Here is a 24,446-nt window from a genome sequence, read left to right on the forward strand (position 1 = left end):
GGTTCATGAAGCACACGTGGGAAACTTCCGCGGACGGCATCATGGCTCTTCCGTCCGGCCGGCTCATTCGTGGGCGCGGCCTGCACTATCCGCTTCCGGCCGGGCCGTTTCCCGAGTTCGGCGTGTACCTGCTGGGCAAGCAGCCGCCGCCCGTGGGGTGGGAGTCCCGATGGGTGCCCTGGCCCGACCTTCGGCTGCCGGTCGACCAGCCGGATGCCCTCGAGGCGTTCCGGGAGGCCTGGCGCCGGGCCGAGACCGAACGGGTTGAAGTGGCCTGCTGGCGCGGGATCGGCAGGACCGGCACCGCACTGGCCTGCATCGCGATCCTGGACGGAGTCCCGCCCGGCCAGGCAGTGTCCTACGTCCGCCGCCAGTACCGGCGCCGGACAGTGGAAACTCCCTGGCAGCGGCAGTACGTGACCCGCTTCCGGACCGGAACGCCCTAGGCGGCTCCGCCCAAAACCGTGACGCCGGCCAACCGGCAAGCGGGCTCAAATGATGACGACGGCCTGCCCGCGGAGGTGCCCATCACGCAGGTCCCGGATTGCCGCCGGCGCGTCCGCCAGGGCGTAGCTCTTGCCGATGACCGGGGTCACCGCGCCCGCCTCGATGAGCCCGGTCAGGAACCGGAGGTCCTCCGCCCGCTCTGCAGCCATGACGCCTCTGAGCCGCTGGCCGACAAACACGGAGAGCAGCCCGGCGCCGAGTGAGCGTTGAAATCCGCCCGTCAGCCGCCCTCCGCCTTCCCCGCCGACGATCGCGAGCGTGCCCTTAGGCTTGAGCGCCCGCCGCAGGACGGTGAGCGGGCGGTTGCCGGCGGTGTCCACAATGAGGTCGAATTGCCGGGATCCGTCTGCGAAATCGTCATGTGTGTAGTCGATGACGTGGTCCGCGCCGATCGAGCGGACCAGATCGGTTTTCGCGGTGCTGCACACCCCCGTCACCTGCGCGCCGAACGCCTTGGCGAGCTGCACCGCGTACGCCCCGACACCGCCGGCCGCGCCGATGACGAGAACCTCCTGCCCGGCCTGGATCCTGCCGGCGTTCCGGAGCGCCTGCAGGGCCGTGACGGCCGAGATCGGGACGGCGGCGGCCTGTTCGAAGCTGAGGTTTTTCGGCTTCAGCGCGAGCCGGCCTTCTTTTGCGCACGCGTATTCGGCGAAGGATCCCTCGCAGGTGCCGTACACCTCATCCCCGGTCCGGAAGCCGACGATATTCCGGCCGACAGCCTCCACCCGGCCGGCCACGGCCCGGCCCCGGATCCGGGTCTTCGGTTTCCTGAGCCCGTAGCCGACCACACGGGTCAGGTACGGAAGGCCCGTCATGAGGTGCCAGACGCCCTGGTCGACGCCGGCGGCCCGGACCCGGATCAGCACGTCGTCGTCGCCGGGCACCGGGGCCTCGACGTCGCGCAGTTCCAGCACCTCAACGGAACCGTAAACATCCTGGACGATCGCTTTCATGGTGCTTCTCCTCTGGGTCAGCTCGCCATTCCGTAACCGCAGGCGCCGGGCGACACCTTGAATGTGAAGAAATCCTGACATGTTGTCAAGCTCTTTCGCCGCTCCCCCGCCGGTTGGGGTTCGACGGCGGCGGCGGCCGGCTCCGCGCGCGGGGGCGCCGCACAGTCTGAAATCAAAGACACGAAGTTCCCGTGAGACTCCTCACAGCAAGGCCGGACATGGTCTGCTGGATGGCGATCCCCCTCCCAATGACGAGAAGGTATTCGCATGCAACAAGCCCAAACCGCTACGAAGGCGGCTCCTGCCGAGGCCGGCACCGGCAGCGCTGCCACCGCCGTCGGCGCAGCCGTCGACTCCGTACTCAGCCGGGGACTCAACGTCCGCCACATCCGCTTCATGGCGCTGGGCTCGGCGATCGGCACGGGGCTGTTCTACGGCTCCGCCTCCGCCATCCAGAAGGCCGGGCCCGCCGTCTTGTTGGCCTACATGATCGGCGGCGCCGCGGTCTTCATGGTGATGCGCGCCCTCGGCGAGATGGCGGTGCGGCATCCGGTGTCCGGGTCCTTCGGCCAGTACGCGAGCCGCTACTTGGGACCGCTGGCCGGGTTTGTGACCGGTTGGACTTACGTCTTTGAGATGGCGATCGTGGCCATCGCGGATGTCACGGCGTTCAGCATCTACATGGGATTCTGGTTCCCCGGCGTGGAGCGCTGGGTCTGGATTCTGGCCATCATCTTCTTCCTGGCTGCCCTGAACCTGCTCAGCGTCAAGGTGTTCGGCGAGCTGGAATTCTGGTTCTCCCTGATCAAGGTGGCGGCCATCATCGCCATGATCGCGGGCGGGGCGGCGATCATCGTCTTCGGTTTCCAGGCCGGCGGCGCCACCGTGGCACCAGGGCTCGGCAACCTCGTGGACCACGGAGGCCTGTTCCCGAACGGATTCGAAGGACTCCTTGCCTCCTTCGCCGTGGTGATGTTCGCGTTTGGCGGCGTGGAGACCCTCGGCATCACCGCCGGTGAGGCCGCCGATCCGAAAAAGGTCATCCCCAAGGCCGTCAACACCGTGCCCGTCCGGGTCCTGCTGTTCTATGTGCTGACCCTCGGCGTGCTGATGAGCCTGTTTCCGTGGGACGAAATTGGCAGCAACGGCAGCCCTTTCGTGCAGATCTTCAGCGGCCTGGGCATCCCCGCCGCACCCCACATCCTCAACGCCGTGGTGATCACGGCGGCGCTCTCGGCAGTCAACAGCGACATCTTCGGCGCCGGCCGGATCCTCTTCGGCTTGGCCCGGCAGGGCCACGCACCGGCGAGCTTCGGCAAGGTTTCCCGTCACGGGGTGCCGTGGATGACCGTGGTAATGATGACCGGCATCCTGCTGGTGGGGGTGGTGCTGAACGCCGTGATCCCGGAAGACGTCTTCCTGCTGATCGCCTCGATCGCCACCTTCGCGACCGTCTGGGTCTGGGCCATGATCCTGGCCTCCCATGTCGCCATGAAACGCGAGATCGCCCGCAAGTGCCTGCCGGCGTCGGAGTTCCCGTCGCCGTGGTGGCCCGCCGCCTCCATACTGACGATCGCGTTCATGGCCCTGGTGATCGTGATTCTGGGCGCCTTCGAGGACACCCGGGTGGCGCTGTACGTGGGCGCCGCCTGGCTGGGCGTCCTGGTGCTCGCTTACCGCCTCTGGGTCCGCGGCCACGGCAGGGCGCGGGCGGAACTGGTCGACGAAACCGCCCAGCTCCCGCAGGTTCCCGCCGGGCGGTGATGGTGCCTCGCTCCCAAGGGATTAAGACGCTCCCGGGCGGGCCCTCACGGGGTTAGGATCAGGCATGGTCCCCGCCACCAACCTCTTGGCCTTTGCCCTTGCCGCCCTGGTGCTCATCGCCATCCCGGGGCCTAGCGTGCTGTTTGTGATCGGACGGACGTTGGCCCTGGGACGCAGGGGCGGCCTGTTGAGCGTTTTGGGAAACGCGGCCGGAGAGGTGGTGCAGATCGCCGCCGTGGCCCTGGGCGTCGGCGTGGTGCTGGCGCAGTCCCTGCTGCTGTTCAGCGTGGTGAAATTCGCCGGCGCCGCCTATCTGGTCTACCTCGGGATCCAGGCGATCCGGCACCGCGGCGGCGGAGCGGCGACGGCGTCGACCTCGAACCCGGCCTCGACCGCCCGCGTGCTCCGGGAGGGCTTCATCGTCGGCGCGACCAACCCCAAGTCGATTGTGTTCTTCGTGGCCGTGCTTCCCCAGTTCGTGGACTACTCGGCCGGAGCGATTCCCGTGCAGCTCGCCACCTTGGGTGCGGTCTTCCTGCTCATTGCCCTGGTCTCGGACAGCACGTGGTCCCTCGCGGCCGGGACGGCCCGGCACTGGTTTGCCCGCTCCCCCCGGCGGATCGCCGCTCTCAGCACCACCGGCGGCGTGATGATGATCGGGCTGGGCGGCACGCTGGCCCTGACAGGCACCAAGGACTAGCGCGCTGCTCCAGCCGCTCAACTCCAGCAGCACAACGCGGGGTCAATTAGCGCCCATTAATGCCCTCTGAATGGGCCGTAGCTGACCCCGCGTTGGTTTGAGCGGCGACGGGCTACCGCGCGGACCAGCCGCCGTCCATCGTGTAGCTGGCGCCGGTGACCATGCCGGCGTCGTCGGATGCCAGCCACGCCACCAGGGACGCCACTTCCTCGGGCTCCACGAGCCGCTTGACCGCTGATTCGGTCAGCATGATCTTGGCGAGCACCTCGGACTCCGGGATGCCGTGCACCTTGGCCTGGTCCGCGATCTGCGATTCAACCAGGGGCGTGCGGACGTAGCCGGGGTTGATGCAGTTGGAGGTGACGCCGTGCGCCCCACCTTCGAGGGCCGTCACCTTGCTCAGGCCCTCGAGCCCGTGCTTGGCCGAGACGTAGGCGCTCTTGAACGGCGAGGCCCGGAGCCCGTGCACGGAGGACAGGTTGATGATGCGGCCGAAGTTGTTGGCGTACATGTGCGGCAACGCGGCCCGGATCAGCAGGAACGGGGCCTCCAGCATGAGGGTGATGATGCGGCGGAAGTCGGCCGGATCGAACTCCTCGATGGGGCTGATGCGCTGGATTCCGGCGTTGTTCACCAGGATGTCGCAGTCCAGGCTGAGCGTCTGGAGGGATTCGACGTCGAGCAGGTTGACGGCCCACGCGGTGCCGCCGATTTCGTCGGCGAGCGCGGCGGCGGCGGCCTCGTCCCTATCCGCGATCACCACTTTGGCCCCGCGTGCCGCCAGGGCCCGGACGCTCGCCGCGCCGATCCCGCCGGCGCCGCCGGTGACCAGGGCCTTGCGTCCGTTCAGCGTGTTTTCCATAACTCAGCCTTCCGTGTCAAAAATTCGATGAGGCGGCCGGCTCCAGCGTGGCTGGAGCCGGCCCAAAACTCAAGCAGCTCAGCGGGTGGCTGCTACGGGCAGGCCTTCGCGTTCGGCGTCGGCCCGGTCCACGTCCTCCAACGCGATGCCCTTGGTTTCCTTCAGGCTCAGCACTGCGACGGTGGTGATGACGCAGGCGACCAGCAGGTAGATCGCGGTGGGCAGCCAGGAGCCGGTGTCCTTGAGCCACTGGGTGGCCAGGAGCGGCGCCAGCGAACCGGCGAAGATCGAGGTGACCTGCGAGCCAAGGGAGACCCCGGCGTAGCGCATCCGGGTCGGGAACAGCTCCGACATGAGGGCCGGCTGGCCGGCATACATGAAGGCGTGCAGGCACAGGCCGATCGTGACGGCCAGGACGATGATCACCGGGTTGCGGGTATCGAACATCGGGAAGGCGAAGAACGGCCAGGTGGCACCGGTGACGGCACCGATGAGGTAAACCGGCTTCCGGCCCCAGCTGTCCACGAGGCGCCCGACCTGCGGGATGACCAGGAAGTGGACGACGTGGGCGATCAGCAGGGCCAGCAGCAGCGAGGAGGTGTCGTACTTGTGCACGGACTTCAGGTAGACGATCGCGAAGCTGACCACGAGGTAGTACATGATGTTTTCCGCGAACCGGAGCCCCATGGCCTGCAGGATGCCCTTGGGGTATTTGCGGATGACTTCGCGGACGCCGTAGCTGGCGGACTGATCCTCTTCCAGCTGGGCCTTGGCCTCGAGGAAGATGGGCGATTCGGAGACGTGGGTGCGGATGTAGTAACCGACGAACACGATCACGGCGGAAAGCCAGAATGCCACCCGCCAGCCCCAGCTGAGGAAGTCGGCGGAGCTGAGCACGTTGGACATGATGAACAGGACCAGGGTGGCCAGCAGGTTGCCGACGGGAACGGCGGCCTGGGGCCAGCTGGACCAGAAGCCACGGGACTTGTTGGGGCTGTGCTCGGCGACGAGCAGGACTGCGCCGCCCCATTCGCCGCCGAGGGCGAAGCCCTGGATGAAGCGCAGGAGGACCAGCAGCGCCGGCGCCAGGTAGCCGAGGGTGGCGAAGCCCGGGAGGCAGCCCATCAGGAAGGTGGAGACACCGATGATGATGATGGTGAGCTGCAGGGTGGGCTTGCGGCCGAGCTTGTCGCCGATCTGGCCGAAGACAATGCCGCCCAGGGGGCGGGCCACGAAACCGACGGCGTAGGTCAGGAACGCCTGGATGATGCCGTCCAGTTCGTTGCCCGTGGCGGGGAAGAAGTACTTGCCGAACACCAGGGTGGCGGCGGTGGCGTAGAGGAAGAATTCGTACCACTCGACGACGGTTCCCACCATCGATGCGGCGACGATTTTCTTGAGCCCGGAACCCTTGGATGCGGGTGCTGCGGCGGTTGTTGCAGAGCGTTCGTTTACGCTCATCTGATTCTCCTTAGTGTCCACGGTGACACGCGCTGTGACGCACAGCACTGAAATGGCTTCATTGAGTATTACCGCACATCCACGGCGATTCAATGGCCAAACCAGCACCCGCTATGTGCAGAATTGCAGATATGAACGCCAATCCCGATGACCTGCTGGTCCTGCTCGCAGTCTCCCGTTCGGCGAAATTCACGACGGCGGCACAGACGCTCGGACTGAACCACACCACCGTTTCCCGCCGGATCGCGGCGCTGGAGAAGGCGCTGGGTGGCCGCGTGCTCTCCCGCGCCTCGGGAGGCTGGGAGCTCACCGAGCTCGGTGCCGAGGCCGTTCGGGTGGCCGAGCAGGTCGAGAGCGCCGTGCGCACCCTGGAGCAGCCCGGGCACACCCCGGACCCCATCACCGGCGTCGTACGGATGACCGCGACGGATGGATTCAGCGCCTACATCGCCGCCCCGGCCGTGGCCCGGCTCCGCCGCGACCATCCCGGCCTCAGCGTCGAGATCATCACCGTGACGCGCCGGGCGCTCCAGCAGCGGTCCGGCCTGGACATCGAGGTGGTGGTCGGCGAGCCGCAGGTGCACCGGGCAGAGGCCGCGCGGCTCGGCGAGTACATGCTGGGAATGTACGCCTCCCGCGGCTACCTCGCCGAGTACGGCACCCCGGCCACCGTGGAGGAACTGACGGCCCACTCGCTGGTCTACTTCGTCGATTCGATGCTGCAGGTGGACGATCTGGACGCCCCGCGGCGGCTGGTGCCCACCATGCGGGACGGGCTGAGCTCCACCAACGTCTTCGTCCACGTGGAGGCCACCCGGGCCGGCGCCGGGATTGGGTTCCTGCCCTGTTTCGCGGCCGACCTGCATCCGGACCTGGTCCGGCTCCTGCCGGAGGAATTCGCGGAGCTGCTGCCCTACTGGATGGTGCTCCGGCCCGATTCGATGCGCCGGCCGGCGGTGGCCGCGCTCGTGCAGGCGCTGCGGGAGCAGACCGCGGCGCACCGCGATGCCCTGCTGGGCCGCGGAGCAGCCCCATCGATTGCTCCGTAGCCGCCTCTATAGTGCCGCAAATATGGTGCCGCAAAAGGGCTGCTACGGAGCAGTCGGCGTCCCTGCGCGGGGCCCAGCCGGGGGCTCGGCGGGCGGCTGAGCGAGAACGGGCGGTTCCGCGGCCGGCTCAGCGAGAACGGGCGACTTCGGGTCATGCCGGACGGCGGCGCCGGCCGCGAACGCCCGCACCTTTTCGTCGTTCCAGATGTGGGCCGGCACCGCACCGCCGAGCAGGCGCCGCGCGAGGCCGGGGTCGTCGTCGAACGGGACATCGCTGCCGGCCATGACCATGTTGCCGTAGCGCCGGCCCTTCAGCATGGCCGGATCCGCGATGATCACGGTGTGGGCAAAGGCGTCGGCGATGGTGGCGGCGTCCTCGCGGGCATTCTTGAGGTCCGGGGCGTCGCCGGAGTTGACCACATATATCCCGCCGGGGGCCAGGACGCGCTTGGCGTGCTCGATGAATTCCCGGGTGGTCAGCGGCCGCGGGGTCAGCGAGCCGGCGAAGACGTCGCGGATGATCAGGTCCCGGGTCTGCGGGGTCAGGCTCTCGGTGACCTCGCGGGCCTCTCCCACGCGCAGGCGCAGCAACGGCGCCTTGGGCAGGTCGAACCAGCCCCGGACGTAGTCGGCCAGCTTGCCGTCCAGCTCCACCACCACCTGGCGGGCGTCCGGGTACGCGGCGTGGAAATAGCGCGCCAGTGAGCATGCTCCCCCGCCAAGGTGCAGGGCGCGCAGCTTGGGCCCAGGCTCCCGCGGCCAGCGCGACTCCACCAGGGCTGCCATCCAGCGCATGTACTCGAAGTCGAGGAACAACGGGTCCGCGAGGTCAATGTGCGAGCTCATGACGCCGTTGATGCGCAGGAGCCAGCCGGTGGAATTGTCCTGGTCCGGGATCAGCTCGCAGTCCCCGGTATCGATGTAGTACACCCCGGCCAAAGGACCGGCCGGGCGGGAACCCTTGGGCACTTCCACCACTCCCGGCCCGGCGGTTTGGGCGCCCCGCCCTTTGCCCCGCTTGGCCATCAGCTATCCCCCGCATTGTGCATGTTTCAACCCTAGTTCACCGGCGGCCCCGGGCGCGGCCCCGGAGGCGGCCAGCCCGCGGGACCAAAGCCCCTACACATTCCCGGGCCGCAGGGTTCTACTGGGGCTGCACATAGTGCCGGGCGAAGGGGTGCGTCCGACGAGCCGGGAGGAATAATGTCGGCACCCACAGGGCAGCAGGGCGGCACCGTGGCGGTCGGTTACGGCGGGTCCGGGGCCGCCCAACTCGCCGTTCGCTGGGCGGCCGAATACGCGGCCGCGGCCGGGCTGGACCTCCTGGTGATCCATGCCTGGGTGTGGCCGGTTTTCACCAAGAACCTGGGCCCTGTCAAGGGCGTGGCCGGCAGCGGGCTGCGGCATTCCGCGGAAGCCGTCCTCGCCGAGGGCATCGAGCTGGCACGCGGCGCCGCCCGCGAAGCGGCCGGCGGCGCACCGCTGGGGGCCGAGCGCGCCATTACCGGGCAGGAGCCGGAACGTCCGGGCCCCGCCGTCGACGGCGTCATGGAGGCCGGGCTCCCGGCACCCGTGCTGCGCGACGCCTCCCGGGACGCACGGCTGCTGGTAGTGGGCAGCCGGGGCCTCGGCGCCGTCCTTGGCCAGGTGGCCGGCTCGGTCTGCATCGATCTGGCCGGCTCGGCACCCTGCCCGGTGATGATAATCCGGCGCCCGCGCCGGCGGGCCCACCCCGTCGTGGTGGGAGTCGATGCCTCGCCCCGCAGCCCCGCCACGGTGGCCGAGGCCATCCGGTTGGCCAAAGTCCTCGGCGCCCCGCTGCACCTCGTCCACGTCGATCCATTGCGCGGCGGGGCACGGGAAGAGCACGGCCGCCATGCCCTGCTCCACGGCCAGGAGCTGCTCGACCGCGCCATCGACGAGGCCCGCGGGATGGCGCCCGGGCTGGAGGTTACCGGCGCCCTGCGTGAGGGCCATGGGGCCCGGGAGCTCCTCGACGCCGCGGACGACGCCGACGTCCTGGTGCTCGGGACCCACAACCCTGCGGCCGGAGCCGGCAACACGGTCTCCGCCGTGCTGCACAAGGCGCGCTGCAACGTGCTGGTCACCCGCTAGCCGCCGCGAGCGCAACCGATTCGGACCTGCAGACGCTGCAAAGAAGGAGGCCGCGGTGCGAGCATGGCAAGTTGGACTTCCGGGGCCCATGTCCAGCGGCCCCCTCGTGGCCACCGACCGCCCGGATCCTGTGCCGGGACGCGGTGAAGTCCTGCTGAAAGTGCGGGTCTGCGGTGTGTGCCGCACGGACTTGCACCTGGCCGAGGGCGACCTCACGCCGCGGCACGCCGGGGTCATCCCGGGCCACGAGGTAGTGGGTGAGGTGATCGGGCAGGGACCGGGGGCCGCCAGGTTCGGCATCGGCGAACGGGTGGGCGTGGCCTGGCTGGGCGGCACCTGTGGCGCCTGCCGGTTCTGCCTGCGCGGCCAGGAAAACCTCTGTCTGTCCCCCACGTTTACCGGCTGGGACCGCGACGGCGGGTACGCCGAGCTCATCACCGTGGCGGAGAACTTCGCCTACCGGATCCCGGAGACGTTCAGCGATGAGGAGGCTGCGCCGCTCCTGTGTGCAGGCATCATCGGCTACCGGGCCCTGACCCGGGCCGAACTGCCGATCGGCGGACGGCTGGGCATCTATGGGTTCGGCGGCTCCGCGCATCTGGCGGCCCAAATCGCCCTCTACCGGGGTGCCCGCGTGTACGTCATGACCCGGTCCGCGCAGGCTCGCGCGCTGGCCCTGGACCTCGGCGCGACGTTCGCGGGCGGGGCCGAGGAACAACCGCCCGATCCCCTGGATGCCGCGATCCTCTTCGCCCCCGCGGGCGGCCTGGTGCCGGTTGCGCTCCGGGCCCTGGACCGCGGCGGGACGCTCGCCGTCGCGGGCATCCACCTGAGCGATATTCCGCCGCTGCACTACGCCGACGAGCTCTTCGAAGAGCGCCAGCTGCGCAGTGTCACAGCCAACACCAGGGCCGACGGCGAGGAGTTCTTCCGGATCGCCGCCGAGATCCCGCTCCGCCCGACCACTGTGGCCTACCCGTTCGAGGCCGCGGACCGGGCCCTGCGGGACCTGGCGGAGGACCGGATCACCGGAGCGGCCGTGCTGCACATGGACACGACATAGCCCGGAACCATCGCAAGCAAGTCACCACGACAACGCCGGGGACACGCTTCGGCGCGTCAGCCGGGCGTCCCGGCGTCCCGGCGGAACTCGTGCTCCTGGCCCGCCCGGAGCAGCACCTTCTCGACGCCCACCCGCACCAGCACCGGAGCCGCGTCCCCCGGGGCGGCGGACACCCGCAGCCGGTCCGGCCCGAGGTGCACGGACAGCAACTGGTCACGGTAGCGGACCTGGAACTCCACCCGGGACAGCTCGGCCGGCAGCCGCGGGGTGAAGTCCAAGGCGTCCCGGGTGATCCGTAGCCCGGCGAAGCTGCGCTGGACCACGTCGATCGAGCCTGCCATGGCGCCCAAATGGATGCCCGCGCGCGTGGTGCCGCCCTGGGTATCGTCCAGGTCCGTGTCCAAGGCTTCCCGGAATGTCGCCCACGCCCGCTCCGGATCGTGCTGCGCCAGCACCGAGGCATGGGTGACCCGGCTAAGGGTGGAGCCGTGCGCGGTCCGGGCCAGGTAAAAGTCCACGGTGGCCGCGATCTGCGCCGGCTCGACGTCGTAGCCCATCCGGCGCAGGAACCCCAGGAGCTGGTCCTCGCCAAGAACATACAGGAGCATCAGGACGTCCGCCTGTTTGGCCAGCCGATAGTGGTTGGTGCTGTCCCCTTCGGCTTCGAGAATCAGGTCCAGCCGTTCGATGTTGCGGTAGGCGCGGCGGTAGTGATTCCAGTCGAGTTCCCGCAGGGCGCCGTAACCGTCGAACTGGCTGATGATTCCGCCGTCGTGGAAGGGAACGAACATGCGCCGGCTCAGGTGCGCCCAGGCGTCGATTTCCGTGCCCGTGATCCCCAGCCGTGCCCGGAGTTCCTCCATGTCGAAACCCTGTACTGAATGCATGATCCAGACCGCCTGGTCAAATACCCAGGCCGCCATGATGTTGGTGTAGGCGTTATCGTCCAGGCCGCCGCCGGGGTTGCCCGGGTGGCCGGTGTGGTATTCATCCGGGCCCATGACGCCCTTGATGTGGAACCGGTCCTGGGCGGCGTCGTGCTCCGCCAGGGAGACGAACAGCCTGGCGACGTCCACCACAATCTCGGCGCCGTGCCGGGTCAGCCAGCCCCGGTCCTGGGTTGCTTCGAAGTACTGCCAGGCGTTGTAGGCGACCGCCAGTCCGACATGCCGCTGCAGGCGTGAGTAGTCCGGCATCCAGTGCCCGGAGAGCTTGTTGAACAGGAACTTGGGTGTCTGCTCGGTGCCGTCGCTGCCGCTCTGCCACGGAAAAAGCGCGCCGCGCAGCCCGGCCTTCCGGGCCGCGTCCCGCGCGGTTCCCAGCCGCCGCCAGCGGTAGTCAATCAGCTCGCGGGCCACCGCGGGCAGCCGGGAGTTCAGGACCGGCAATACGAAGAGTTCATCCCAGAAGATGTGCCCCCGGTAGCCTTCACCGTGGAGCCCCCGGGCCGGGACCCCGGCATCGAGCTCGGCTGTGTGCGTGGTGAGTGTCTGCAGCAGATGGAAAACGTGAAGGTTCAGGATCAGCTGGGCCTGGGACGTGGCATCGGATTCGATGATGAACGGTGCCAGCAGCAGGCGCCATGCCGCGTCGTGGTCCGCCAGCAGCGCGTCGAACTCCTGGGGTGCGCGCGACAGCACCGCGAGCGCCCCCGAGAGCGGCGAGGCGACGGCGTGGTCCCGGGAGGTGGCGACGGCCGCTGCCTTGGTGACCGTGACGGGGATACCGTCAGTGACCTGCAGCTCGAAGCGGTGGCTGTACATCCCTCCTGCCACCTCGGGAATTGCGCCGGCCCCGACGGGCACCCCGCCGCCGGAAATCCGGGTCCGCAGTGCCAGGGCGATCCCGATCCTGCTCCCGGACGTCTGCACCTGAACCGTCAGCTCAGCAGCGTCCGAACCGTCCTCCGACGAAGACTCCGACGAGGACACCGCCACCCCTGTCAGGTGCCGGTTGGCCAGTTGGGCGTCCTCGGGCACGTTGGAGTTGGTCACGCCGGTGTCGCACCCGCTGCGGATGCTGATGGACCCGCTCCACCCGACGGCGGTCAGCGTGGTTTCCAGTGCGGCCAAGTGGGGCTCGGCCATGGACACGAGCCGGCGCTGGAGTACCTGAAGCTGCCGTCCGGCGTCGTCAGCCACGAGCGCTTCCCGGCTCAGCAGGGCCCGCTTGAGGTCCAGGGTGCGCCGCTCGCTGCGGAGCGTCAGGCCGCCGCCGGACCACCACGCACCGTCGCCCACCCGGACATCCAGCGGCAGCCAGTCCGGGATGTTAACCATGTGCTCATCCACGGTTTCTACGCCCTGGACGACGCTCGCGACGCTGTTGTAGACGCCCGCAAGGTAGCTGCCGGGATAATGGGCGTCCCCCGCGCGGTGTTCCGGGGCGGCGCCGCGGGTGGCGAGGTAGCCGTTGCCGAGCGTGGTCAGCGCCTCCCGGTGCCCTTCGTGGGCGGGATCGAAACCCTCGTACACCAGCAGCCACGGGTGCGTAATGACCAGCCCGATGTCCAGTTCGCTGACGTCTTCAACCACGACGTCGGCGCCCGCGGCTTCCAGCGCAGCCCGCCGCCCGGCCCGGTCGAGGCCGACCACGAGCCCGAATCCCCCACGTCGCCCGGCTTCCACGCCGGCTGCGGCGTCCGCGATCACCATGGCCCGGGCGGGGGTGATCTCCAGCCGGCGCACGGCTTCGAGGACCAAAGCCGGCGCCGGCATTCCGGCGACATCGTGGTCCAGGGCCGTCTGGCCATCCACGATGTGGTCAAAGACCTCGCCAAGGCCCGCGGCGGCCACGATCGCGGCGGCGTTCCGGCTGGAGGTGGCGAGGACCACGGGGATCCGCCCGGCCCGGAGCCGCTCAAGCAGCGCCACGGTGCCGGGGAAAACGGGCACGGGCCGGCCCGCGAGCATGGCTTCGAAAATTCCGTTCTGGCGCTGCGCGAGTCCGAACGCCGTCCACTCGTCCGGGCCGTCCGCGGGCGAGCCGCGGGGAATGGGGACCCCGCGCGAGGCCAGGAATGCGGCCACGCCGTCCTCCCAGGTCCGGCCCTCGATCCAGCGTGCGAAGTCATCGTCCGTGAAGGGCGCGCGCCGCGCGTCAGCGGGAAGCCGGGGGTCCGTCATGACGTCGTCAAAGAGTTGTTTCCAAGCTGCCGCGCGGAGCTCGCCGGTATCGGTCACGACGCCGTCGAGGTCAAAGATCACGGCATCGACGGGAGCCAGCGCGGCGGCAACTGTGGGCGACTCCGTCATGGCCCTGTCCTATCAGCGATCAGTGCGCCGCGACAGTGGCGTTCGGCCCGCCCTTAGCCCAGGAGTGCGTCGAGGGTGGTGAAGCCATAGCCGGCCTGGCGGATGCGGCTGATCAGCTGGGGCAGGGCAGCGGCGTCCAGCGTGGTGCCGTCGTCGGGGTTGGAGCCGATGTGCATCAGGACAATTTCCCCCGGCTGCAGGCCCGCCAGGACGCGGTCCGCGACGAGCCGCGCCGTCGCTCCGCCGCTGGTGCCTTTCCAGCCCAGGGTGTCGACGCTCCAGCGCACCGGAAGGTAGCCGAGGTTGTTGACCGTGGCGATGGTCCTGGCGTCGCGGTCGCCGAAGGGAAACCGGAAGAGCGGCCGCGGGTCAGCCCCGGCCGCCCGGATGGCCTGTTCGGCCGATCGGACCTGGTCCTTGATGCCGGCGTCGGGCAGCCCGGTGAATGCCGGATGGGTCATGGAATGGTTGCCCACCCGGTGCCCGCCGGCGACGATCGCCGCCACGCCTCCGGGGTTCGCGGCGGCCCAGCTGCCGGTAAGGAAGAACGTGGCCCGCACGTCCGCGGCTGCGAGACTCTGCAGGACGCTCGGCAGTCCGGCAGCGTTGGCGCCGGCGTCGAAGGTCAGGGCCACTACGGTTCCGGCGCCCGGGATGGTCTCGACGTCGTGGCCGGCGAGCGCGGCGGGGAACCGCGCCGCGGGGGGCACGGGAGCGGGAGCCGTCGGTGCCCGGCTCGGCGGGGGGACGGGAACCGGCTCGGCCGGAACTGGCCCGCTGGTGTCCGGGGCCGGCGATGCCGAGGTCGGTTCAGGGGACGGGGAGGCAGGGGGCGCGGTCCCGGAGGCACTTGCGCTGACGGGTCCGGATACCGGGGCGGTGACGGGCGCAGATGGGGGCGGTGACGCCGTCGGCGCCCCCTGAAGCAGCACGACCGCGGCACCGGCGGCCAGAAGCAGCGCAACCACCACGGCCGCGATCACCAACAGCCGGCGGCGGCCCGCGGTCATGGACCCCATGTTTCACCTTGGCTCCACGCACTACGGCAGGCTAGGGCTCAAAGGCCCCGCCCGTGCCGCAGCCTAGGAGGCCGCCGGAATCAGGCCGTCCGCACGGTACCGGTCGAACAGCTGCAGGAAGGCGTCTTCCGTGCGGCGGTACCCGGTGAAACCGGCAAGCCGGCTCTTGCTCATGTCCGTGACCACCTCGAGGTTCCGGCCCAAGTCGCCGTCCGTGTGCCACCAGGAGGCGACCTGCGCGAGGTCGGGTTCGGCCAGCCCATGGCGGGCGGCGATGGCCGACCACACGCCTTCCATGCCGCGCATTTGCTGCTCCAACGGCCGCGGTTCGTTGCTGTAACCTACCGGCTCGACCCCGAAGTAGTCGGCCAGCGCAGGCCACATGCGCCGCCAGCGGAAGACATCGCCGTTGACGATGTTGTAGGCCTGGTCGCCAACGTTGTCCGCTGTGGCCGCCCAGATCATGTGGTCCGCCAGCAGTCCGCTGTCGGTCATGTCCGTGAGGCTGTTCCACTGCGTCTCGGAGCCCGGGAAGATGAACGGTTGGCCCAGGTCCTTACAGATGGATGCCTGAACGGCGAGGGTGAGCCCCATGTTCATGGCGTTCCCGACCGCATGTCCGATCACCGTATGCGCCCGGTGCACGGACCAGCCAAAGCCCTGCTTCGCGGCCGCAGCCCACAACTCGTCTTCCTGGGCGTAGTAGAAGTTCGGCGTCGGCAGCCTCGGCTCGCTCTCCCGAAAGGGGGTGTCCGGCATTTCCCCGGCCGCATACGCCTCAAACGGGCCCAGATAGTGCTTCAGCCCGGTCATGAGGGCGACGTGCTTCACAGGCTTGCCGTTGAGGCTGGCGAGGACGTTCCGCAGCATGCCCGCGTTTGTGTCGATGTTCTCTTGTTCGGTCTTCCGCCTGGACCAGGCGGTGTAGAACACATGGGTGGGCGAAACACCTGCCAGGGCCTCGCGCAGGTTCTCCACGGATGTCAGGTCCGCGCTCACATGGCGCACGTCACGGCGGCGAAGGGGATTGCGGGAGAGCCCCACCACGTCCCAGCCCTCCTCGGCGAGCCTGTCCACCAGGGCGGATCCGGCAATTCCGCTTGCCCCCACCACCAGGGCGGTCCGGGTGTCGACGGTCTCTGAGCTGCTTCGCACGTCATTCCTCCTGGCATCGCTTGTGCTGCGCCGCGCCCATTGCATGTATCGGGTCCCTGCGCGCCGGCCCGCTTGATCGGGACGGATGCTCTTCCAGCCTCTCATGCCGGGGTCCGGGGACGGTCCGGGAGGCCGTCCCCGGCAAGCCGGGCGCGGCCGCGCAGTAGGATTCAGGGAGACGCCAAAACTGATACGAAGCTAAGGCGGAACATCCGTGAAATTCGTACTCCGGTATCCGCTCGTGGCCGGGACCCTCGTCGTCCTGCTGGCGGTGCTGGTCTTGCTGTTCTCCGGGCAGGAAGGCATAGCCCGGGCTGCTGCGAGCGTCTATGCCCTGGCTGTGGCGGCCTACCTCGCCGTCGGGATGGCGCGCCGGCTCGCAGGCGGCCAGTTCGGCATCGACATCCTGGCCGTCACCGCAATCGTCAGCACCGTGCTGGTGGGCGAATACATCGCCTCGATGATCGTCGTACTCATGCTTGCGGGCGGCACTGCCCTTGAGGACTACGCCGCCAGCAGGGCCAAGGGCGAACTCACCGCATTGCTCGAACGCGTCCCGCAGACGGCCCACCGGGAGCGCAACGGCTCCCCCGCCGCCGGAACCAACACAGCCGGAACCAACACCGCCGGAACGCACACAGCCGGAACCTCAACGGAGAGCCAACACGAGGACGTGGCGGCCGCCGACGTCGAGATCGGGGACGTCCTGCTGGTCAGGCCCGGCGAGGTGGTCCCGCTGGACGGCGTCCTGCTCTCCGAGTCAGGCTCTTTCGATGAGTCCTCGCTCACCGGGGAGAGCCTGCCGGTGGAGCGGTCCGCCGGGGACGGGCTCATGAGCGGTTCGCTGAACGGTGAGGCCGCGGTCCGGATGCGGGTCACGGCGCGCATGGAGGATTCGCAGTACAGCCGGATCGTCGCCCTCGTGCAGGAGGCGGCGGACAGCAAGGCGCCCATGGTCCGGCTCGCGGACCGCTATGCCGTGCCGTTCACGGCCCTCGCCTACGTGCTCGGCGCCGTGGGCTGGATCATCAGCGGCAGCCCGGAACGCTTCGCGGAGGTCCTGGTGGTGGCCACGCCGTGCCCCCTGCTGATCGCAGCGCCGGTGGCGTTCCTCGGTGGCATGAGCCGCGCCGCGCACTCCGGTGTCATCGTCAAGTACGCCGGGGTGCTGGAACAGCTGAGCCGGATCAAGACGGCCGCCTTCGACAAGACGGGAACCCTCACGTACGGCCGCCCGTCCCTGCTGCGTATCCGGACCGCCGGGCCCCTCGCAGAGGACGAGGTCCTGCAGTTGGCGGCGTCCGCGGAACAGTATTCCTCACATGTCCTGGCCGCCTCGGTGATGGAGGCCGCCCGGAACCGGGCCCTGCCCTTCGCGGCCGCCACCGAAGCCACCGAATTCGCCACCCACGGGGTCCGCGCCAGGTTCGACGGCCAGGACGTGGTGGTGGGCAAGCCCGCGTTCGTCGCAGAGTGGGCGTCCGGCGTGGTGGAGGCGGGGCTGGCCAGCGGCGAGCTCGCCATCTACGTCGGTGCCGGCGGAAAATTCGTGGGCGCCCTGGTGATGAGCGATCCCATTCGCAAAGAGACCCGCCGCACCCTCGCCGACCTCAAGGCCCTGGGCGTACGCCGAACGGTCATGCTGACCGGTGACGCGCTCGCCACGGCCCGGCACATCGCGGACGAGGCAGGGCTCACCGACGTCCGCGCCGAGTGCCTGCCGCGGGACAAGGTCGAGGCCATCAGGTCGCTGCCGGACCGTCCGGTCATGATGGTCGGCGACGGCGTCAACGATGCCCCCGTCCTGGCGGTCGCCGACGTCGGAATCGCCATGGGCGCCCGCGGCTCGACGGCGGCCGGCGAGTCGGCCGACGTCGTGATCATCCTCGATGATCTCTCCAAGGTGGGGACCGCCGTCCGGATCGGGCAACGCACCGTGCAGGTGGCCCTGCAGAGCATCTGGATCGGCATCGGCCTGAGCGTGGCCCTCATGCTGGCCGCGGCCGCGGGCTACGTGCCGGCCATCGCCGGCGCCCTGTCCCAGGAACTGGTGGACCTCGCCACGATCCTCAATGCCCTGCGTTCACTCGGCCCCGGCCGCCACGGCGCCGCCAGCCCGGTGCGGTCCCGGGAAAGCGCGCGGCAGGCCCCGCTACCGGGATGACTATTTCCTGGCTGATTCTGTCTCCGCTGCCGCGACGGCTGACTCTGTCTCCGCTGCCGCGATCCGCGGCACGGTCTTGAGGTAGCTGTCCGGGTTCAGGGAGATCGAGTCGATCCCTTCGCGCACCAGGAACGCGGCGAACTCCGGGTGGTTGCTCGGTCCCTGCCCGCAAATGCCGATCTTGATCCCGGCGGCGTGGGCCTTGCGGATGGCCTCGCTGATCATCGCCATCACGGCCTCGTCCCGCTCATCGAAGAGCGCCGCGAGCTGGCCGGAGTCACGGTCCACACCCAGGACCAGCTGGGTGAGGTCGTTGGAGCCGATCGAGAACCCGTCGAAGCGGGTGGCGAACTTCTCGGCCAGGACCACGTTGGACGGGATTTCGCACATCATGTACACCTGCAGCCCGTTGCTGCCGCGGACCAAACCGTGCTCGGCCATCACGGCCAGGACCTTGTCTGCCTCCTGCGGCGTGCGGCAAAACGGCACCATGACAATCACGTTGGTGAACCCGAGCTTCTCGCGGACCCGTTTGAGCGCGGCGCATTCGAGCGCGAACCCCTCACGGTAACGGGGGTCGTAGTAGCGCGAGGCGCCGCGGAACCCGAGCATGGGATTCTCTTCCGGTTCCTCGAAGGCGGCCCCGCCGAGCAGGTGGGCGTATTCGTTGGTCTTGAAGTCGCTGAGCCGGACAATCACGGGGCGCGGATAATACGGCGCGGCGATCTTGGCGATCCCCAGCGACAGGGCGTCCACGAAGTACTCGGCCGGGTCCGCATACCCCTGCGCCAGCTCCCGGATCTGGCGCGCCTCGGCGGGATCCGTGACCCGTTCCGGGTGGACAAGCGCCATGGGATGGACGCGGATCAGGCTGCTGATGATGAATTCCATCCGGGCAAGCCCGACGCCGTCCGCCGGCAGCCGCCACCACTGGAAGGCCGCGGCCGGGCTGGCGATGTTGACCATGACGGCCGTGCGCGTCGCAGGCAGCGCACCGAGGTCCACATCTTCGGTTTCGAACGCCAGGGTGCCGTCGTAGACCCGGCCCAGATCACCTTCGGCGCAGGAGATCGTCACGGACCGGCCCTCGGCCAGGACGGCCGTGGCGTTGCCGGTTCCGACGACGGCGGGGACACCCAGCTCGCGGCTGACGATCGCCGCGTGGCTCGTGGGGCCGCCGTGGTCCGTGACGATCCCGGCTGCCCGTTTCATGATGGGCACCCAGTCCGGGTCGGTCATTTCGGTCACGAGGATGGCGCCGTCGCGGAACGCCGCGATGTCCGCCGCGGTCCGGATGACGCAGGCCGTGCCGTGCGCAATCGAGTCGCCGATGGCCGATCCGGTGGCGAGCACGGGCCCCTGTTCCAGCAGGTGGTGGATGGTGAACTGCGGCCCGGTCCGGCGTGACTGGACCGTCTCGGGCCGGGCCTGGACCATGAAGAGTTCCCCGGTCTCGCCGTCCCGGGCCCATTCCATGTCCATGGGCCGGCCGTAGTGGTTTTCGACCGTGACGGCCCAGCGGGCGAGGGCGAGGATCTCGGCGTCGCCCAGCACGAAGGCCCGGCGCTCGGCCTCCGAGGTGTCCACCATCCGGGTGCGGGCGCTCCCGCCGCGGCTGTAGACCATCTTCCGGGCCTTGGAGCCGAGGGATTTCTCGATGATCGGGGTGATGCCCTCCGCGGCCGCGGACTCTGTCAGGAGCGGCTTGAAGACCAGGTACTTGTCCGGATTGATGGTGCCCTGGACGACTGTTTCGCCGAGGCCCCAGGCCGCGCTGATGACGGCGGCGCGGGGAAAGCCCGAGTCGGTATCGATGGAGAACATCACCCCGGATGCCCCGACGTCGGAGCGCACCATCCGCTGGACGCCGATCGAGAGGGCGACGTCCATGTGGTCGAAGCCCTTGACCTCGCGGTAGCTGATGGCCCGGTCCGTGAAGAGTGAGGCGTAACAGCGGCGGCAGGCGTCCAGCAGTTCCCGCTCACCCGCAATGTTCAGGAAGGTCTCCTGCTGCCCGGCGAAGCTCGCGTCCGGGAGATCCTCCGCCGTCGCGCTGCTGCGCACCGCCACGGCGAGCCGGTCCATGCCGGCCCGGTCCCCCAGCGTCCGGTAGTGGGCGCGGATGGCTTCGGCGATGTCGCCGGGGAACTCGCTGGCCAGGAACAGGTCCCGGATGGCCTCGCCGGTGGCGCGCAGCGTGGCGTCCCCGGCCCGGTAGGCGGCAATACGCGATCGCATGGCGGCGTCGATCCCGTTAGCCACGACGAACGAGCGGTACGCGGCGGCTGTGGTGGCGAACCCGTCAGGAACCCGTATCCCCTCGCGTTGGAGGGTCCGGATGAGCTCGCCGAGCGAGGCGTTCTTGCCGCCGACCCGCGGGACGTCGGCCATGCCGATCTCGTCAAACCACATCACGGGCGATTCAGCCATGTCAGTACTCCTGCGGATTGTCGGTGGACCCATACTGCGCGGGACCGGTGTCCCGGGGTCAGGGGCTTTGGACCCGCGCGCCGCCGCCGGCTACTGTGCCGCCTGGGGGAAAGCCTCCTGTTCCCGCGCCGGGCCCGGCGCCGCCGGCGGAACCAGCCCGGCGGCGGACGATCTTGTACAGCCAGTCGGCGAGCAGGACGGCAGGGACGGCGGCCAGCGCCACCGCCAGGCCTCCCGGCGTCGGCGGCGCGTGGCCCAGCAGCGCCGCCAACGGCCCGAGGAACAGGAACACGCACAGCAGCCCCAGCTCGGCCAGCACGGCCCACAGCAGCAGCTTGTTGGTAAACCAGCCCAGCCGCCAGGGCGGGACGGTGGCGCTGCGGCAGGCGAAGGCGTTCGCCAGCTGGGCCAGGACAACCGTGGTGAAGGCCGCGCCCGACGCCGCCAGGAGCACGTCGCTAGCCGGCAGCTCGGCGCCGGGCCGCCACCCCGCACCGAGCAGAACCACCGTATACGCCGTCATCTCCATCAGCGCCTCGACCGGTCCCAGCAGCCCAAACACCCGAAACATGAGGGCGCGGTCCATCAGGTGCCGGCGCTCGGGCGGCCGCTTCAGCGTCCCCTTGCTTGGCGCCTCGCTGCCCAGGGCCAGGGCGGGCAGCAGGTCGGTGCCGATGTCCAGGGCGAGGATCTGCAGCACGCCCAGCGCCAGTGGGAAGTGGCCGCCGGACAAGGCCCAGATGACGAAGGGCGTGAGCTCGGCGACGTTGTCCGTCAGGTGGTACGTCAGGAAGCGCCGGATGTTCGCGTAGGTGGCACGGCCCTGCTCCACCGCGGCCATGATCGTGGCGAAGTCGTCGTCCAACAGCACGAGGTCGGCGGCCTCACGGGCGACGTCGGTGCCGCTCAGTCCCATCGCGACCCCGATGTCGGCCTGCTGCAGCGCCGGGCCGTCGTTGACGCCGTCGCCGGTCATGGCCAGGACATGCCCGCGGCCCTGCAGGAGCCGGGCCACGCGGAGCTTCTGTTCCGGCGTCACCCGGCTGACCACCACTCCGTCGCAGTCCAGCAGTGCGGCCAGGACGGCGTCATCGCCGGGCAGGTCCCCTCCCTGCAGCACGGTTTCCGTGGGGCCGAGCAGCCCCGTCTCCCGGGCGATGGCAGCGGCGGTGAAGGCGTGGTCGCCTGTCACCATCGCCACTTTGATTCCTGCGTCGCGGGCCGCTTGGAGTGCCACTTTCACCTCGGTCCGGGGAGGATCGTGCAGGCCCATCAGGCCCAGCAGCGTCAGCCCGGCCTCGACGTCCTCCAGCTTGAACGCGGCGCCGGGCGGCCCGGGCAGGCTGCGCTGGGCGACGGCGAGTACCCGCAGGCCACGGGCGGCCATCTCGTCAACCATGTCCATTGCGCGGTTCGAGCCGGGATCCGAAGCCCCGCCTCCGGTGGCCAGACACAGCGGAATCACGGACTCCGGGGCCCCCTTCACGAAGAGGGCGGTGCCGACGATTGCCGACTCCCGCAGCCGGCGGGAGTCGAACGCGAACCGGTGCGACGGCGTCGGCCATTCCGGCTGCTCACCCGGAAGGGCGAGGCGGACGGCGAGCGCGTCGATGGCCGCCTCCATCGGGTCCCCCTCGGCTATCCATCGGTCTTCGTGGAGGACGGCGCGCCCCACCGAGGCGGCGCGGGCAGCGACGCTGAGCCGCCGGGCTTCTTGAAGGCCGCCGCCCGTCATCTCGGCTTCGGGGCCGTAGCCCTGGCCATTGATGGTCAGCTCCCCGGCCGGGGTCCAGACCTCGACGACGTTCATCCGGTTCTGCGTCAGGGTTCCGGTCTTGTCGGTGCAGATGAAGGTCGTGGAGCCGAGGGTCTCCACGGCTTGGAGGTTGCGCACGAGGGCGTTGCGCCTGGACATGCGCTGCGCGCCGACGGCCAGGGAGAGCGTGACGGTCGGCAGCAGGCCCTCGGGGACCAGCGCGACGGCCACCCCGATGGCGAACAGGAAGGCGTCGCGCCAGGAAATGCCAATCACGAGCGAGAGGACGAAGAACAGGGCGCCGATGCCCAGGGCCATGGTGGCGGTGATGCGGACGATTCTTTGCAGTTCCAGCGACAGCGGGCTGGTGGGGGCTTCGACTTTACCTGTCAGGGATGCGATCTCCGCGAGCCGGGTCTGGCCGCCCGTCACCGAGACCACGCCTTCGGCGTGCCCGTTGACCAGGAAGGTCCCGCCGAAGGCGGTGTCGCCGGGGGTTTTGGCGACTGCCTCGCTTTCGCCCGTGAGCATGGACTCGTCCACCTCGCAGCCGGTGGCCAGGGCCAGCCGGAGGTCCGCCGGAACGCGGTCGCCGGCCACCAGCACCACGACGTCGTCCGGCACCAGTTCGGTGGAGTGGACCTTGATGACGCGGCCGTCCCGGCGGACTGACACCATGGCCGGGAGCAGTTCGCGGAGCTTGGCGGCGGCATGCTGGGCCCGCTCCTGCTGGATGTAGGCGAACACCCCGTTGACCAGGATCACCGCCACGATGGCGATGCCCAGTTCCGGCATGCCGGCAATGATCGCGAAGAGGGCCGCCACCCAGAGCATGATCGCGAAGAAATGGGTCAGCTCAGCCAAGAGCCTTCGCCAGCCGGGGACCGGACGGGGCTCGGGCAGTTTGTTGGCACCGAATTGCTTCAACCGCCGGACAGCTTCGTCGGCGCTGAGTCCGGCGACGGCTGACAGCGAGTCCTGCCCCGGCCCGGGATTCACCCCCGCGCTCCGCCCCTCACGGGCACTGCAGACCGCCGGCCGCCGCCGTCGAAATCGCCGGACAGCTGCGGGATCGCCGGAACTTTCCGGCGGTGTGGCGCGGATCCGGCGAACTCGGGGGTAGGGGGCGGCGTCACGTGCGTTAGTCTTCGGCGGCGCTGATCCCGAACTCGCTCTTGAGCCGCACGCGGGCGCCGCGCTCAACCAGTGTGGGTATGTAGGTCCGGATCCGGCCTGCGTTCAGGGCATCGAATTCCTCGCCGACGATCCCGGCGATGTGCCTCCGCGGTACGTGCGGAAACCTGGCAGCCAGACGCTCGACAACCTGATCAATGCTGGGTTCTTTCGCATCGTCCGTCACTTCTTCAGTGTGGAGCGGCCTGGTCCCGGCGTCAATGAATCTTCAACTGGCAGGCGGCAGCAGGTGGCCCAGGCTCCGCAGGTAGGTGCCAAAGCCGTGGGGCGCCCGGGCATGGGTCCGGCCGGAGGTCATGACCCTGATGCTGTCCGTCGCGGTGACCGTAAAGGCGCGGCTGCGGAGGCTGTGCACCAGGGTCCGGTCTTCTTCGGACGTGACCCGGGCGAACCCTCCGGCGGCAAGATAGGCGGAAGCCCGGACCCCGAAATTCGCGCCATAGATATGGGGGTGGTCCTCGCGGAACGGGTGGCGTTCGTGCCAGCACCGGAGCAGTTCAGGGTCCATCCCGGCGGGGTCCGGTTCCACGGAACCCAGCACGGCGTCGGCCCCGGCCTCGGCGAACTCCAGCTGGCGCACCAGCCAGTTCTCCGGCACCCGGGAATCGGCGTCGGTGTTGGCCAGCCAGGTCCGCCCGGCCCAGGGCGGCGGCGTCCAGCGCTGGCCGGGCGGCCGCCGCCTGGTCACGCCGATGCCGGAGGCCCGGACGCCAGCGGCCCGGCTGGCGCCGGCGCTGCGGTAGCTGACCTCCAATGCGCTGAAACGCGGGTCCGAGGCTGCGAAGCCGGCCATGACGGCGGCGGAACCGTCCGTGCAGCTGTCCAGCACCACCGTCACCCGGGTCTCGACGTCGGACCGGACCCTGCGCAGTGCGTCCGCGGACCGCTGAACGGCCTCCAACGCCAGTTCCAGGTGGTCTTCTTCGTTGTTTGCGGGCATGACGACGGCGACCCGGTCGATGCGGTGCCCGCGCGGCAACGGCAGCGCCGTCATCCG

At 69.5% G+C, this 24,446-nt stretch carries 18 protein-coding genes; 7 read left to right on the forward strand and 11 right to left on the reverse strand.

Annotation, left to right across the window (positions count from 1 at the left end; genetic code table 11):
• Positions 1-5 precede the first annotated feature (5 nt).
• Complete coding sequence (locus AC1DHX_RS00435; RefSeq protein WP_230007227.1) at positions 6-446, forward strand: protein-tyrosine phosphatase family protein; 441 nt, start codon at positions 6-8, stop codon at positions 444-446.
• A 45-nt stretch (positions 447-491) separates the two neighbouring features.
• On the opposite strand, the gene AC1DHX_RS00440 is transcribed toward AC1DHX_RS00435, so the two are convergent.
• On the reverse strand, positions 492-1,463 hold the full coding sequence (locus AC1DHX_RS00440; RefSeq protein WP_476859461.1) for an NAD(P)-dependent alcohol dehydrogenase: 972 nt from the start codon (positions 1,461-1,463) through the stop codon (positions 492-494).
• Between the two features lie 267 nt (positions 1,464-1,730).
• On the opposite strand from AC1DHX_RS00440, the gene AC1DHX_RS00445 reads away from it, so the two are divergent.
• A complete protein-coding gene (locus AC1DHX_RS00445; protein WP_230007225.1) occupies positions 1,731-3,227 on the forward strand; it encodes an amino acid permease in 1,497 nt (498 codons plus the stop codon).
• A gap of 64 nt (positions 3,228-3,291) precedes the next feature.
• The gene (locus tag AC1DHX_RS00450; RefSeq protein ID WP_230007224.1) at positions 3,292-3,927 is read left to right on the forward strand and encodes a LysE family translocator; all 636 of its coding nucleotides are present in this window, start codon (positions 3,292-3,294) and stop codon (positions 3,925-3,927) included.
• Positions 3,928-4,039: 112 nt separating this feature from the next.
• Here AC1DHX_RS00450 and AC1DHX_RS00455 read toward each other — a convergent pair whose 3' ends face one another.
• Positions 4,040-4,789 carry a 3-hydroxybutyrate dehydrogenase gene (locus tag AC1DHX_RS00455; protein WP_223914617.1) on the reverse strand — a complete coding sequence of 250 codons (750 nt, stop codon included), beginning with the start codon at positions 4,787-4,789 and terminating at the stop codon, positions 4,040-4,042.
• A 78-nt stretch (positions 4,790-4,867) separates the two neighbouring features.
• Entirely contained in the window at positions 4,868-6,250 is a 1,383-nt protein-coding gene (locus AC1DHX_RS00460; protein WP_476859462.1) for an MFS transporter, read from the reverse strand.
• Between the two features lie 131 nt (positions 6,251-6,381).
• Here AC1DHX_RS00460 and AC1DHX_RS00465 point away from each other — a divergent pair, with 131 nt between their 5' ends.
• Positions 6,382-7,299 (forward strand): LysR family transcriptional regulator, encoded by a 918-nt coding sequence (locus AC1DHX_RS00465; RefSeq protein ID WP_028277129.1) that lies wholly within the window; start codon positions 6,382-6,384, stop codon positions 7,297-7,299.
• Positions 7,300-7,341: 42 nt separating this feature from the next.
• On the opposite strand, the gene AC1DHX_RS00470 is transcribed toward AC1DHX_RS00465, so the two are convergent.
• Entirely contained in the window at positions 7,342-8,325 is a 984-nt protein-coding gene (locus AC1DHX_RS00470; RefSeq protein ID WP_476859463.1) for a spermidine synthase, read from the reverse strand.
• Positions 8,326-8,502: 177 nt separating this feature from the next.
• Between AC1DHX_RS00470 and AC1DHX_RS00475 the strand changes: the two genes are divergently transcribed.
• Together AC1DHX_RS00475 and AC1DHX_RS00480 are read left to right on the forward strand one after the other, a co-directional pair.
• Positions 8,503-9,414 carry a universal stress protein gene (locus tag AC1DHX_RS00475; RefSeq protein ID WP_476863694.1) on the forward strand — a complete coding sequence of 304 codons (912 nt, stop codon included), beginning with the start codon at positions 8,503-8,505 and terminating at the stop codon, positions 9,412-9,414.
• Between the two features lie 55 nt (positions 9,415-9,469).
• Positions 9,470-10,477: a zinc-dependent alcohol dehydrogenase family protein gene (locus AC1DHX_RS00480; protein WP_476849842.1), complete on the forward strand. Its 1,008-nt coding sequence runs from the start codon at positions 9,470-9,472 to the stop codon at positions 10,475-10,477.
• Positions 10,478-10,533: 56 nt separating this feature from the next.
• On the opposite strand, the gene AC1DHX_RS00485 is transcribed toward AC1DHX_RS00480, so the two are convergent.
• The 3 genes from AC1DHX_RS00485 to AC1DHX_RS00495 all read right to left on the reverse strand — a co-directional run bounded on the left by AC1DHX_RS00485 (position 10,534) and on the right by AC1DHX_RS00495 (position 15,905).
• Positions 10,534-13,731 carry an HAD family hydrolase gene (locus AC1DHX_RS00485; protein ID WP_476859465.1) on the reverse strand — a complete coding sequence of 1,066 codons (3,198 nt, stop codon included), beginning with the start codon at positions 13,729-13,731 and terminating at the stop codon, positions 10,534-10,536.
• A 53-nt stretch (positions 13,732-13,784) separates the two neighbouring features.
• Positions 13,785-14,750, reverse strand: a complete 966-nt coding sequence (locus AC1DHX_RS00490; protein WP_476859466.1) for a polysaccharide deacetylase family protein — start codon at positions 14,748-14,750, stop codon at positions 13,785-13,787.
• Between the two features lie 63 nt (positions 14,751-14,813).
• Positions 14,814-15,905, reverse strand: a complete 1,092-nt coding sequence (locus AC1DHX_RS00495) for an SDR family oxidoreductase (RefSeq protein WP_476849845.1) — start codon at positions 15,903-15,905, stop codon at positions 14,814-14,816.
• Positions 15,906-16,119: 214 nt separating this feature from the next.
• On the opposite strand from AC1DHX_RS00495, the gene AC1DHX_RS00500 reads away from it, so the two are divergent.
• On the forward strand, positions 16,120-18,069 hold the full coding sequence (locus AC1DHX_RS00500) for a heavy metal translocating P-type ATPase (RefSeq protein WP_230008468.1): 1,950 nt from the start codon (positions 16,120-16,122) through the stop codon (positions 18,067-18,069).
• On the opposite strand, the gene ppsA is transcribed toward AC1DHX_RS00500, so the two are convergent.
• The 4 genes from ppsA to AC1DHX_RS00520 all read right to left on the reverse strand — a co-directional run bounded on the left by ppsA (position 18,070) and on the right by AC1DHX_RS00520 (position 24,443).
• Positions 18,070-20,499, reverse strand: a complete 2,430-nt coding sequence (ppsA, locus tag AC1DHX_RS00505; RefSeq protein ID WP_476859467.1) for a phosphoenolpyruvate synthase — start codon at positions 20,497-20,499, stop codon at positions 18,070-18,072. It abuts the gene before it with no gap.
• A 58-nt stretch (positions 20,500-20,557) separates the two neighbouring features.
• A complete protein-coding gene (locus AC1DHX_RS00510) occupies positions 20,558-23,254 on the reverse strand; it encodes a cation-translocating P-type ATPase (protein ID WP_476859468.1) in 2,697 nt (898 codons plus the stop codon).
• A 142-nt stretch (positions 23,255-23,396) separates the two neighbouring features.
• Positions 23,397-23,615, reverse strand: a complete 219-nt coding sequence (locus AC1DHX_RS00515; RefSeq protein ID WP_079552243.1) for a three-helix bundle dimerization domain-containing protein — start codon at positions 23,613-23,615, stop codon at positions 23,397-23,399.
• A gap of 42 nt (positions 23,616-23,657) precedes the next feature.
• Positions 23,658-24,443, reverse strand: coding sequence for a glycosyltransferase family 2 protein (locus tag AC1DHX_RS00520; RefSeq protein WP_459383645.1), 786 nt, complete (start codon positions 24,441-24,443; stop codon positions 23,658-23,660).
• Between the last annotated feature and the right edge of the window lie 3 nt (positions 24,444-24,446).

This window comes from Arthrobacter sp. 05N33_2, from assembly GCF_056397425.1.